The following is a 13,052-nucleotide window of genomic DNA, read 5'->3' as shown; positions in this document are numbered from 1 at the left end:
AAAAACTTACCCAAATGGCACGGTTCTTGTTTGCTCGTTCTTCGAGGCGCCCACGACAGCCAGTCGCCGGCACGGTGCCAAGGAGGAGAGACCATGCAGCCGACCAAAGACCAGAAGCTCTGGATGTACGAGAATATGCTCGTCAGCCGCTTCTTCGAGGAAACGATCGAAAAGATCTATCTCGAGGGCAAGACGCCGGCCTTCAACATGGCCAACGGCCCTATCCCCGGCGAGATGCACTTGTCGAACGGACAGGAGCCTTGTGCCGTCGGCGTGTGCGCGCACCTCAAGCGCAGCGACATCGCCACCTCGACCCATCGTCCGCACCATGTGGCGATCGCCAAGGGTGTCGACCTGAACAGGATGGCCGCCGAGATCTTCGGCAAGAAGACCGGCCTGAGCGGCGGCCGCGGCGGCCACATGCACATCTTCGATGCCGACACCAATTTCTCCTGCTCCGGCATCATCGCACAGGGCATGGGGCCGGCCGCCGGCGCCGCACTTTCGCGCAAGATGCAGAACAAGGACGGCGTCGCCGTCGCCTTTCTTGGCGAGGGCGCCGTCAACCAGGGCGCTTTCCATGAAACGCTGAACCTTGCGGCCGTGTGGAAACTGCCGGTGGTCTTCGTGGTCGAGGACAACGCCTGGGGCATCTCCGTCTCCAAGGCGGATTCGACGGCCGTGCCACGCAACGATGTCCGCGCCGCCGCCTATGGTATGCCGGGCTTCTTCGTCCACGACAACGACCCGATCGCCATCTTCGATGTCGCCGGCGAGGCGATCAGGCGCGCGCGTGCCGGCGAAGGACCGACACTGATCGAAATAGACACCTACCGGCTGGCGGGCCATTTCATGGGCGACGCCGAGGGCTACCGGCCGAAGGGCGAGAAGGACGCTCTGTTCGCCAAGGACCCGATCCCGCGGCTGCGCGACCAGTTGATCAAGTCCGGCGAGATGACCGAAGCCGAGGACAGGTCGATCGTCGCCCGCGCCCGCAAACGCGTCGATGAAGCCATCGAATTCGCGCGCATGAGCGACTATCCGGACCCCGCGGAGGCGCTCGAAAAGGTTTTTGCGTGACACCGGCATTCGCCCCGGTTTCGCACAGTCATCGATAATCCCAAGGGAGTGAAACAATGAGCCAGACAGCGACACGATCGAACGAGCGGCGGCTGACCATAGCGCGCGCCATGGCCGAGGCCATCGCGCAGGAAATGCGTGTGGACCCGCGCGTCTTCGTCATGGGTGAGGACATCGGCCCGCTGGGCGGCGTATTCGGAAACACACGCGGCCTGATCGAGGAGTTCGGCAAGGAACGCGTGCGCGATACGCCGATCTCGGAGACGGGCTTCATCGGTGCCGCGGTCGGCGCGGCATCGGACGGGATGCGGCCGATCGTTGAACTGATGTTCGTCGACTTCTTCGGCGTGTGCATGGACGCCATCTACAATCTGATGGCCAAGAACACCTACTTCTCCGGCGGCAATGTGAAGGTGCCGCTGGTGCTGATGACCTCCACGGGCGGCGGCTATTCCGATGCCGGCCAGCACTCGCAATGCCTCTACGGCACCTTCGCCCATCTGCCCGGCATGAAGGTGGTGGCGCCGAGCAACGCCTATGACGCCAAGGGCATGATGACGGCAGCGATCCGCGACGAGAACCCGGTCATCTTCATGTACCACAAGGGCTTGCAGGGCATGGGCTGGCTGGGCACCGAACCGGGCGCAACCGTCAACGTGCCGGAAGAAAGCTATGTCGTCCCCTTCGGCAAGGCTTCCGTCGTGCGCGAGGGAACGGACGTGACGATCGTCGGCCTGGCGATGGGCGTTCACAATGCGCTGAAAGCCGCCGATGCACTGGCCAAGAAGGGCATCAGCGCCGAGGTCATCGACCTGCGCACGCTGGTGCCGCTCGACCGCGACACGGTGTTCAAGTCGGTCAAGAAGACCGGCCGCCTGATCGTCGTCGACGAGGACTACCGGAGCTACGGCGTTTCCGGCGAGATCATCACCAGCGTCGCCGAACGCGACGTGTCGGTGCTCAAGGCGACGCCCCAGCGCGTCACCTATCCGGATGTGCCGATCCCCTTCTCGCGGCCGATGGAACAGTTCTGCCTGCCTAACCCCGACAAGATCGTCGCGGCCTTCGAACATATGACGGGAGCGTGACCATGGCCGTCGATGTGACAATACCCGCCGACCTGTGGGACGGCGATCAGGAAGCGGTCATCACAACCTGGCTGGCCGGCGACGGTGCGGCCGTGGAAGCGGATTCGCTGATCGCCGAGATCATGGTCGAGAAGATCCAGTACGAGATCAGGGCGCCGGCCGATGGCGTCATCACCTTCATCAAGCAGGCCGATGATGTCGTCGCCAAGGGCGATGTCATCGCACGGATCGGATAGCGGCCATGGCAGGATACGCCGAAGTCCCCGCAACACCCGCCGACCGCGTCGTGCCGCTGCGCGGCGTGCGGGGCATGATCGCCGACAAGATGCTGCGCAGCCTTTCCGAGGCCGCGCAACTCACCCACCACGCGGATTGCCGCGCCGACGCCTTGCTCAGGCGCAAGGCCGCGCTCACGGAAACCGGTGTCAAGGTCTCGATCGAGGATCTGATCCTCGACCGGGTGGTGGCGACGCTGCTCAACCATCCGGACCTCAACGGCATCGTAAAGGGCAAGGAGGTGCACCTGTCGGGAGCGGTGCATCTCAGCGTCGCCATGGCCCTGCCCGGCAACCTTCTGGTGGCGCCGGCGATCTTCAACGCCGAAAAACTGACGACCGAGGCGCGCGCCGCGGCCCGCAAGGATCTGGCCGAGCGGGCGCGCGCCAACAAGCTGACCGTGCCGGAGATGACCGGCGGCACCTTCACGGTCAGCAATCTCGGCCTGTCGCGCGTACGGTACTTCACCCCTATCCTGAACACACCACAGATCGGCATTCTGGGCATCGGTCGGATCGCCGAGGTGGCTTTTCCCGACGGCAAGGGTGGCGTTGAGTTCCACCCTGTCATGGGACTGTCACTGACCTTTGACCATCAAGCGGTGGATGGCGCGCCGGCAGCGGCGTTCCTGTCTGACCTGTGCGCGGCGCTCGAGGCGGCGTGACAATCATGGCGTGCCATCCGCTCGAACACGGATGGCCGACCGCAACTTCGCCCATCGCCGCCGCGCCCGAAGTGAAGCGGCGCGGCCGCGAAGGCGCACGATCGTGCAGTTGACATCGGCATGCGCCCTCCCCACCTGCATGCCCGATGAACAGCTGTTTCGATATCCAATGACCCAACCGACCAGAAAGCGCGCGCTGCTGCTGCGCAATCCCAAAGCGCGGCGCGGCCAGGAGTCCATCGCGTCCGTTCTCCAGAGGCTGGAAGGTGGCGGGCTCGACGTAACCGTGGAAACCTTCGAGGCGCTGCCCGAGATCGCGCGCGATATCGTGCGCCTGCGCCACAGAGCCGATCTCGTGATCGTCTGCGGCGGCGATGGCTCTGTTTCTTCGGCCGCACTGGCAGCGATGGAAAGCGGCTTGCCTCTGGGCATCATCCCAATGGGCACAGCCAATGATCTCGCCCGAACGCTTGGCATCCCCATGGACCTGGCAGCAGCGGCCGAAGTGATTGCATATGGCAAACCTCGTCCCGTTGATGTCGGCACGGTCAATGGACATGCCTTTTTCAATGTCGCAAGCATTGGATTGAGCAGCGATCTCGCCGAGAGCCTCGATCCGGTATTGAAGAAGCGCTTTGGGAGGCTGGGTTACGCACTGGCTGCCGCGAGAGTGCTGACCCAGGCGTCCAGCTTCAGCGCGGAGATCACCGAGAAGGGACAGACAATCGAGGTCGAAACCTATCAGATCGCAATTGGCAACGGACGCCACTATGGTGGCGGCAATGTGGTTGAGGAAAGTGCGGAAATTGATGACGGCCATCTCGATCTTTACAGTCTCGAGATGAAAAACCTCTGGAAGCTGGCCTTGATGCTGCGCTCGTTTCGATCTGGAACGCACGGCGCCTGGAACGAGGTTCGCACGGCGCGGTGCGTCGAGTTTGACATCGAGACGAAAAATCCCATGCCGGTCAACACGGATGGGGAGATCGTGACCGCAACCCCAGCCCATTTCAAGGTCCACCCCAAGGCCATTGCTATTTTTGCGCCAACCATCGAAGCACTGGTCGAGATGGACCGACCTCATCTCTATCATCGCTGAGAAAGTTCATCGTGGCATCGGGGGCGAAAAAGCGCTTGAAGCCGTGACCGGGCATGTCATCGCGCGATCACCCAGGATCGTAGTCGCAGGAGCTACATTGGTCGACATGCAACGGCGTGTCAGAATTCACTATGGCCGCGTGGCCAGTCGGCTCCGGGCGCAAACCCGGACAGGTTGGCCAGAAGAACTCTCTTCATCGTGCTGCTGCCGTTTCGCGTGGTTTTCGCCGTCCAATGGCGCCCCCTCGCTAGCCTGAAGCGACGTGGTCTGATCGAGATGCTGTGCCTGTCTGCCGATCCAACGGAAAAGTCTCTGTTCACAACGGCATACGCCCCCAAAGCCGATAGAACAGGTGCGACGTCACCAGCACTTTAGGATCGGACAGATGACTCTCAAGGGCTGCCATATCTTCATCGATTTTCCTTTGTGTCAGGAAACCTTCCTTCACAAGCCTGCCGCTCAGATTGCCGATGAAATCGCGCAGGATGGGCCGTCGGTCGTGGCCGGGTGGATAGACATGGATGACCGGGACGACGCAGATATCTTTCACGCCCGCCTCGCGGAACATTCGGTGCGTGCGGCGGCCGACAAAGAGATCGATCCCGTGCGCCATCGAATAGGCCTTGTAGGCCTCAAGCAGGCGGTGCCATGCAGGCAACGGCGGATCGCATGTATGGGGAAGGTAATCGGCCTCGAAGCTGGCCACCCAACCGCCGGGCCGCACGAGCGACACCATCTCGCGTACGATGCGTTCGGGCTCGGGAACATTTACCAGGACGAGGCGCATGTGAGCGCCGTCGAATGCGCTACGTGGCAGCCTGGTGTCGTAGGCATCCCCTTCTCGGACTTCGACCTGCGACAGTCCGCGACCGGCGACGAAGCGTCGTGCCTGCTCGACGAAATGCGGGCTGCGGTCGATGCCGAGAACGGAGCCGGCAGGGCCCACGCGCTCTGCAAGGAGATGCAGGACCCCTCCCGGCCCGCATCCGAGATCAACCACCTGTTCACCGGGCGAGATTCCAATGAGATCGAACTGCGCCGCCGAATCCGGTCCGAGATCGTTAATCTGTCGTTGCAGCCGCTGTTCCTCGGGCTGAGCCCGTCCGAGTAGATAGTCATCCGCCACCGTCGCGAATTCGGTGTCCTGGCGGCGATCGCGTGCATGCACTTCGGTTCTCGGCCTGCCTGGCTCGGCGATCATGGAAAACTGGCTCCTTGGTCGTCACGGATTCTATGCAGATTGAATGCAACGTCGGCGAATTGCGTCATCAACGTTGATCTGACTTCGGTGTGCAAAGCGGATACCGCTGCCATTTCTGCATGTCTTCAATCTGCCTTGTTGGAACGAAAAGTCAGATCGGGCGACGTTAGCGGTGCCGGGTCAGCTTGTCGTGGACAGGAATGAACGGAGTTATGGACTCAGGCGAAGGGATGACGTTTTTGAGGGAATGCTGTAAATTCCATGTCACCGGAACGTATGAAGAGGGTCGCTATGATCTCCTCAAACGCCGGGTTCGCCCCAACCCGTCTTTCGACCGATAGCTTGCCCGAACGGGATCGGCTCGAATTTTGGCGAGAGGCTATCGCGCGCGGAGTTGCGAAACTCGAGGTCGATCCGGTGCCCGACCATCTGCCCTCCGCGCGCATGACCCTGGTCGCCTTGCCCGGGGTCGACATTGCCTGTCTATCGGATTCAGGCATGTGCTATCGGCGCACACCGGACCTGATCGACAGTGATGACTTGTTGTTGGTCGTGGCTTTGGCAGGCGCTCGCACGATGAAACAACTCGGGCGCAAAGTCACAACCTGTGCAGGCGAGGCTACTTTGCTTTCATGTGCGGAGACCGGTCACGCAATTCCCCGTGAGCTTCAACGTCGCCGGCTGGACATCCGCATCCCCTACAATGTGCTCTCCCCGATGGTCGGCGATGTGGAGGACGCGATCTGCAGGCCCATTCCGTCGACGGTAGATGCATTGCGATTGCTCGTCGGCTACGCTGCCGCCCTTGACGATTTGGATATCGGCCTGACACCGTCGCTGGCCCTTAGCGCCGCAACCCACATCCAGGATCTCGTAGCCCTCTCGATCGGCGCGACCCGGGATGCCGCGGCCATTGCAAGAGGCCGCGGACTGCGTGCGGCACGGCTCAAGGCGATCAAGGCGGACATCCTCGGCAATCTCGGCCAGCACGATCTCACCGTTAGCAACGTCGCGTTGCGCCATAGAATAACACCGCGTTATGTTCAGATGCTATTTGAAACCGAGGGGCGGACGTTTTCCTCATTTGTTCTGGATCAGCGCCTCTCACGCGCCCATCAGCTGCTGACTGATCCGGATCACGCTGGCTGGACGGTCAGCGCCATTGCATTCGAGGTCGGCTTCGGTGATCTCTCCTACTTCCATCGCACATTTCGCCGGCTTTACGGTGCGACACCAGCCGATATTCGACGTGGCCCCCGCCAGGATTCAGGCAATGGTATTGAAGTTAGGACCCCTATCCCTCGGGACGTCACTCAATAAGCGGAACGATCGCAAGGCAGGAATCCATGCGGGTCCGTGGCTGGCGGCTGGATGATCCGCTCAAACGGGGATCGAGATGGTAAAGGTGCATACACTGCGGAAGATGCACGAAGCTCTATTATATCATCAGCGACTGCTGAAACGCACCAAGCCAGCACTGGCTGGCTCCGCCATTTTCTGTTTCAGTCAAAGATGCCCTTGCTATGCTTTTCCACATAGGCGGCGAGCCCCAGCGTGTGATCGCGGGAGAGCTTCTCGGCAAGCTCGGTATCACGCCGCTCCAGTGCATCGATGATGGCCAGGTGGTCCTTGATCGACTGGCTGGCACGATCGTCGCGGCCAATGGTGATCTTGCGGATGCCGCGCACATGCAGAAGGATGTCGTCGGTCATGCTTTGCAGCACCCTCGACCCGGTCAGTTCGATCATCGTCTGATGAAAGGCAATGTTGGCGGACGAATATTCGCCGAGATAATCTTCCGGGCGGTGGCTTTCGTTGAATTCCTCGAACAGGTTGCGTAGCCGGGCGATCTCATTGCCGCTGGCGTTGAGAGAGACCAGCCGGGCGGCCATGCCCTCCAGGGCTGCCCAGACCTGGATCATCTCGATCACTTCGCGCTTTGTCTTGCGCAGCACCAGGACGCCGCGTCGCGGCACGGACTTCACAAAACCCTGCTGCTCCAGCATGGCCAGCGCCTCGCGGATCGGCGTGCGGCTCACACCAAGCCGTTCGGCGAGCTGGCGCTCGTCCAGCCAGGTTTCCTCATTGGTGCCATAGATTTCCATATTGGCGATCGCGTGTTTCAGCGTCCCATAGATCCGCGTCTTGAACGTTGGCTCGGTCGTCACCGGTTCGAGGACAAGATCGGGCGTCGGCATCTCCGCTACAGGCCAGCGCGTCTGGGGTCTGGAAGCCAAAGTGTAAAATCTCCAAAGTATCGAAAGGATAAGCGGCGCTGTCTATTGGTTCATACTAGCACTTTCTATCCTAAAAACGAAAGCGGCCGTTTTGCTGCACCTCTGAAACGCGCACCCGGTTTCGACCGAATACCAACGTCTTCCTGCAGGGCCCGCACAATATCGCTGTCATCGGAAAATCCCGCCATGCCTTAATGTTCCAGCCGCGACAGATACCGTCTGGCCGGTCACTCTGACTTGCTCTCGTGGGGGCCCGTCTCCGACGGCCTGCGACCAAGGGTAGCGGCTGGTTCCCGGCCCGTCCCAGCGCATCGACGGAACCGAGATACAGCAGCCTTATGCCATCTCAAGCTGGCAGGGCCGCCGGAAACGGGTTGGCGTGAGAGGCTGCCAGGGCATCGGCGCAACGCATGGCCAGGAAGGACTGGCCCGCATCTTTCCGATGCCCATCGCCCCTCTCAACCGTTGGCGGCCATACGTTGACCGCCGCGCAGATCGTCGAGCAGCGACACCAGCGTAGTTCCCAGGCTGGCAGGCGTAGGCGAGACGCGGATCCCCGCTTGTTCCATCGCCGCGACCTTGTCCTCGGCCGCGCCCTTGCCGCCCGAGATGATGGCGCCGGCATGGCCCATGCGCCGTCCGGGTGGCGCGGTGCGGCCGGCCACAAAGCCGACTGTCGGCTTGGAACGCCCGCGCCGGGCCTCATCTGCCAGGAACTGCGCCGCGTCCTCCTCGGCCGATCCGCCGATCTCGCCGATCATGATGATCGATTCCGTCGCCGGGTCGGCGAGAAACTGTTCCAGCACGTCGATGAACTCGGTACCCTTGATGGGGTCGCCACCTATGCCGACCGCGGTGGTCTGCCCGAGCCCCTGCTGCGATGTCTGGAACACCGCCTCATAGGTCAGCGTGCCCGAGCGCGAGACGATGCCGACAGACCCCTGCCGGAAGATCGAGCCGGGCATGATGCCGATCTTGCATTCGCCGGCGGTGATGATACCGGGGCAATTAGGCCCCACCAGCCGCGATTTCGAGCCGGTCAGCGCCCGCTTGACGCGTGCCATATCGAGCACCGGAATACCTTCGGTGATGCACACGATGAGCGGGATTTCCGCATCGATCGCCTCGCAAATCGCGTCGGCCGCACCGAAGGGCGGCACGTAGATCATCGAGGCATCGGCATCGGTGGCGGCGCGCGCCTCGACCATGGTGTCGAAGACGGGCAGCCCGAGATGGGTGGCCCCGCCCTTGCCCGGCGAAACGCCGCCAACCAGTTGGGTGCCGTAGGCGAGCGCCTGCTCGCTGTGGAAGGTTGCGGTCTTGCCGGTGAAGCCCTGGCACAGGACGCGGGTGTTCCGGTCGATGAGAATGGACATCAGTGGCTTCCTCCTACCGCCTTGACGATCTTGCGGGCGGCGTCATCGAGATCGTCGGCGGCAATGACGTTGAGGCCGCTTTCGTCGATGATCTTCTTGCCCAGTTCCACATTGGTGCCTTCGAGCCGCACCACCAGCGGCACTTCGAGTCCCACCTCCTTCACCGCCGCAATCACGCCCTCGGCAATGATGTCGCAGCGCATGATGCCACCGAAGATGTTGACGAGGATGCCCTTTACGTTCGGGTCGGAGGTAATGATCTTGAAGGCGGCGGTGACCTTCTCGGCAGTCGCGCCACCGCCGACGTCGAGGAAGTTCGCAGGCTCTGCACCGTAGAATTTGATGATGTCCATGGTGGCCATGGCCAACCCCGCGCCATTGACCATGCAGCCGATGGAGCCGTCGAGGGCGATATAGGACAGGTCGTATTTCGACGCCTCGATCTCCTTGGCGTCCTCCTCCGTTTCGTCGCGTAGCGCGGCGATGTCGGGATGACGGGCCAGCGCGTTGGAATCGAAACCCAGTTTGGCGTCGAGGCACTTCAGCTCGCCATCGCTGGAAACGATCAGCGGATTGATCTCCAGCATCTCCATGTCCTTGGCGATGAAGGCGGTGTAAAGCTTCTGGGTCAGCGACTGCGCCTGCTTGGCAAGATCGCCTTGGAGGCCGAGCGCCTGCGCCACCCGGCGACCGTGATGGGGCAAGACGCCGGTGGCCGGATCGACCGGGAAGGTGACGATGCGTTCGGGCGTGTCGTGGGCGACCTGCTCGATATCCATACCGCCTTCGGTCGAGACGACAAAGGAGACGCGGCTGGTGACCCGGTCGATCAGCAGCGAGAGGTAGAACTCCTTCTCGATCCGCGACCCGTCCTCGACATAGAGCCGGTTGACCTGCTTGCCGGACGGGCCGGTCTGCACGGTCACGAGCGTGTTGCCGAGCATCTCGGCCGCGTCGGCGCGAATATCGACGAAGGACTTTGCAAGGCGCACGCCGCCCCCGGCGGTTTCCGGCAGTTCCTTGAACCTGCCCTTGCCGCGCCCGCCGGCATGGATCTGCGCCTTGACCACATAGACCGGGCCCGGCAGCTTGCTGGCGGCCTCCGCCGCTTCCTCGATGGTCATGGCCGGAAAGCCCTGCGGCACCGGCACGCCGAAACCGCGCAGCACCTCCTTGGCCTGATATTCATGGATGTTCATCGGGAAATCCCCTCAAGATTCAGACAGATTCCGGGATGGCCCGGCTCGGCACGCGCCGGGTTCGCTATTCAGGAATGTGCGTTCCGCTTCCGGCTTCAGAGAAGCCCGGCGCCGCGGGCCCATTTGTACTTGGCCCCCAGCACCTCGACCGGCAGTTCGGTCGAATAGGCGTAGGCGGGAATGCCGTTCTGGTAGAGATATTCGGCGGCCTCCTCGACCTCCACGTCTCCGGCCAGCGAGGCAACCATGGGCTTCTCGATGCCCTTTGCGGCCATCTCTTCCTTTACCTCAACCATGAGCTTGGCAAAGACCATCGGCGGCGTGACGATGGTGTGCCAGTAGCCGAGGATCAGCGAATGGATGCGGTCATCCTCAAGGCCCAGACGCACAGTGTTCTTGTAGGTCTGGGGCGGTTCGCCGCCGGTGATGTCGACCGGATTTCCGGCCGCGCCGAAAGGCGGGATGAATTTACGGAAGGCGGCGTCCAGATCGTGCGGCATGGTCATCAGTTTCAGGCCGTTGTCGACGCAGGCATCCGACAACAGCACGCCCGATCCGCCGGCACCGGTGATGATGACAACATTCTCACCCTTCGGCGTCGGCAGGATCGGCACGCCGCGGGCGAATTCCAGCAATTGGCGCAGTGAACCCGCCCGGATGACGCCGGATTGGCGGAACACGTCGTCATAGATCTTGTCGTTGCCGGCCAGCGCACCCGTATGCGACGAGGCCGCCTTGGCGCCGGCGGAGGTACGCCCCGCCTTGAGCACGACGATCGGCTTCTTCTTCGATACCCGCCTGGCAGCCTCGGCGAAAGCGCGGCCGTCCTTCAGGTCCTCGCAATGCTGGGCGATGATGCTGGTGTTGTCGTCCTGCTCGAAGAAAGCTAGCAGATCGTCCTCGTCGATATCGGACTTGTTGCCGAGGCCGACGATCGCCGAAACGCCCATCCTGGCCGAGCGGGAGAAGCCGATGATGGCCATGCCGATGCCGCCGGACTGCGACGACAGGGCCGCCGAGCCCTTCACATCATAGGAGGTGCAGAATGTGGCGCACAGATTGGACGGCGTGTAGTAGAAGCCGTAGATGTTCGGCCCCATCAGGCGGATACCGTATTTCTGGCCGATCTCGACGATCTCGTCTTGCAGCTCGGGCGCGCCCGCCTCCGCAAAGCCGGAGGGGATGAGGACCGCGCCGGGGATTTTCTTCTCTCCGCACTCGGTCAGCGCGCCGGCCACGAACTTGGCCGGGATGGCGAAGATCGCCGTGTCGATGACGCCTTCCACCTCATTGACGCTGCGATAGGCCTTGTAGCCGAGGATCTCGTCGGCCTTGGGGTGGATCGGGTAAATCTTGCCCGCATAGCCGCCGTTGATAAGGTTCTTCATCACCGAGTTGCCGATCTTGCCGTCCTCGGCCGACGCGCCGATGACCGCCACCGCCTGTGGGCGCATGATGCGGTTCATTGCCTTGACGATGTCGTCCTGGCTGGGCCGCGGGCGCGGGGCGGGCTGGTCGTAGTCGACCACGATACGCACGTCCGCGGCGATGGCGCCATCCTTCGTGGCGAAGACCGGGTTGAGGTCGAGCTCGACGATTTCGGGATAGTCGTTCACGAGGTTGGAGACGCGAACGATCATGTCGGCCAGCGCATCGCGGTTGACCGGATCGCCGCCGCGCACGCCCTTCAGCATCTCGGCCGCCTGAATGCCGTCCAGCATCGAAAGCGCCTCGTCGCGGGTGACCGGGGCGAGGCGGAAGGTGATGTCCTTCAGCACTTCCACCAGCACCCCGCCGAGGCCGAAGGCCACCAGCTTGCCGAAGCTGGAGTCGGTGACGGCACCGATGATGACCTCCTGGCCGCCGGCCAGCATCTGCTGCACCTGGACGCCGTCGATCCGGGCGTCGGCCCTGTATGCCTTGGCATTGGCGACGATCTTGTCATAGGCCGCCTTCGCTTCCTCTTCCGACTTGACGCCGACGATGACACCGCCGGCCTCGGTCTTGTGCAGGATGTCGGGGGAAACGATCTTCATGACCACCGGAAAGCCCATGCCCCCGGCGAGGCTGACCGCTTCGGCGGCGCTGCCGGCAAGGCCTTCCTGCGGCACCGAAATTCCATAGGCGTCACACAGAAGCTTGCCTTCGGGCGCGGTCAAAGCCTGACGCCCTTCGACCTTCACCTTCTCAAGAACGCTGCGTACGGCGGTTTTCTCCAGCATGCTCTCCTCCTTGGCAGTGCGGGCGGTCTTTGACCGTGTTCTGACGTCAGTTTGTGACGGCATGGTAAGTTGGCATTTTGTATACCAGAAATTTCAATGTCAACCCCGATCGGGGCTGTCCTTGGATCGTTCGCATTGGGCCAAGAGGCCGAATGTGCGGCTGGCCCGGTAACGCAGCCTAAATTGAGGCCACGATCGCTTTGTGGGCACCTCTGCATTGGAGGAAGTGCGCCTGCATCAACATCTCGATCCGATCGCACAAACCGGATCCTGCCCGGATTACCGCTTTCATCTCACACCGCGCCGGCTTTGCTGGCGCAGCAGCAGTTCAACGGTGGGAAGTCGCGACTGTAGCTGCGACGTTCCGTTTTCTGCCGACCGATTTGCACGAGCGTCCGGCTTCGCCTGCACCGTCTTTCCTCTGGCTCAGCCAGAAGGTTGCTTGCGCATCGGGTCGTAGCCGTAGGGTGTCGCAGCCCTTGCGGCTGCGGCACCCCCGAGGATAGTGGCGGCGGGTTCGCCGCTGGAAAGCAGGCCTGGTGCCTGCCCGCCGGCCTCAGGGAAACAGGAGGCCCTGTCGACCCGTTGGCCGGCTCGAAGGCCGATATCG

The 13,052-nt window shown here is 62.4% G+C and carries 11 protein-coding genes; 6 read left to right on the top strand and 5 right to left on the bottom strand.

The window, feature by feature from the left end:
- Positions 1 to 93 precede the first annotated feature (93 nt).
- The 5 genes from ABID37_RS21480 to ABID37_RS21460 all read left to right on the top strand — a co-directional run bounded on the left by ABID37_RS21480 (position 94) and on the right by ABID37_RS21460 (position 4,207).
- A complete protein-coding gene (locus ABID37_RS21480; protein WP_354198501.1) occupies positions 94 to 1,080 on the top strand; it encodes a thiamine pyrophosphate-dependent dehydrogenase E1 component subunit alpha in 987 nt (328 codons plus the stop codon).
- Positions 1,081 to 1,136: 56 nt separating this feature from the next.
- A complete protein-coding gene (locus tag ABID37_RS21475) occupies positions 1,137 to 2,168 on the top strand; it encodes an alpha-ketoacid dehydrogenase subunit beta (protein ID WP_354198499.1) in 1,032 nt (343 codons plus the stop codon).
- 2 nt (positions 2,169 to 2,170) lie between these two features.
- Entirely contained in the window at positions 2,171 to 2,404 is a 234-nt protein-coding gene (locus ABID37_RS21470; RefSeq protein ID WP_354198497.1) for a biotin/lipoyl-containing protein, read from the top strand.
- A 5-nt stretch (positions 2,405 to 2,409) separates the two neighbouring features.
- Positions 2,410 to 3,108, top strand: coding sequence for a 2-oxo acid dehydrogenase subunit E2 (locus ABID37_RS21465; RefSeq protein WP_354198495.1), 699 nt, complete (start codon positions 2,410 to 2,412; stop codon positions 3,106 to 3,108).
- Between the two features lie 169 nt (positions 3,109 to 3,277).
- The gene (locus ABID37_RS21460; protein ID WP_354198561.1) at positions 3,278 to 4,207 is read left to right on the top strand and encodes a lipid kinase; all 930 of its coding nucleotides are present in this window, start codon (positions 3,278 to 3,280) and stop codon (positions 4,205 to 4,207) included.
- A 316-nt stretch (positions 4,208 to 4,523) separates the two neighbouring features.
- On the opposite strand, the gene ABID37_RS21455 is transcribed toward ABID37_RS21460, so the two are convergent.
- Positions 4,524 to 5,408, bottom strand: coding sequence for a methyltransferase domain-containing protein (locus tag ABID37_RS21455; protein WP_354198493.1), 885 nt, complete (start codon positions 5,406 to 5,408; stop codon positions 4,524 to 4,526).
- 291 nt (positions 5,409 to 5,699) lie between these two features.
- On the opposite strand from ABID37_RS21455, the gene ABID37_RS21450 reads away from it, so the two are divergent.
- Positions 5,700 to 6,728 carry a helix-turn-helix transcriptional regulator gene (locus ABID37_RS21450; RefSeq protein WP_354198491.1) on the top strand — a complete coding sequence of 343 codons (1,029 nt, stop codon included), beginning with the start codon at positions 5,700 to 5,702 and terminating at the stop codon, positions 6,726 to 6,728.
- Positions 6,729 to 6,910: 182 nt separating this feature from the next.
- Here the strand turns inward: ABID37_RS21450 and ABID37_RS21445 are convergent, their stop codons facing one another.
- From ABID37_RS21445 to ABID37_RS21430, 4 genes are all read right to left on the bottom strand, one after another.
- Entirely contained in the window at positions 6,911 to 7,606 is a 696-nt protein-coding gene (locus tag ABID37_RS21445) for a GntR family transcriptional regulator (RefSeq protein WP_435521613.1), read from the bottom strand.
- Between the two features lie 497 nt (positions 7,607 to 8,103).
- Positions 8,104 to 9,021, bottom strand: a complete 918-nt coding sequence (gene sucD, locus ABID37_RS21440; RefSeq protein WP_354198487.1) for a succinate--CoA ligase subunit alpha — start codon at positions 9,019 to 9,021, stop codon at positions 8,104 to 8,106.
- The gene (gene sucC / locus ABID37_RS21435; RefSeq protein WP_354198485.1) at positions 9,021 to 10,220 is read right to left on the bottom strand and encodes an ADP-forming succinate--CoA ligase subunit beta; all 1,200 of its coding nucleotides are present in this window, start codon (positions 10,218 to 10,220) and stop codon (positions 9,021 to 9,023) included. Before sucC ends, sucD begins: the two co-directional genes overlap by 1 nt.
- A gap of 95 nt (positions 10,221 to 10,315) precedes the next feature.
- Entirely contained in the window at positions 10,316 to 12,442 is a 2,127-nt protein-coding gene (locus ABID37_RS21430) for an acetate--CoA ligase family protein (protein WP_354198483.1), read from the bottom strand.
- Positions 12,443 to 13,052: the final 610 nt, after the last annotated feature.

Source organism: Aquamicrobium terrae (assembly GCF_040545735.1).
Lineage (GTDB): Bacteria > Pseudomonadota > Alphaproteobacteria > Rhizobiales > Rhizobiaceae > Mesorhizobium > Mesorhizobium terrae_A.
Note: the sequence above shows the minus strand (reverse complement) of the source record. Positions and strands in the feature narration are given on the sequence as shown.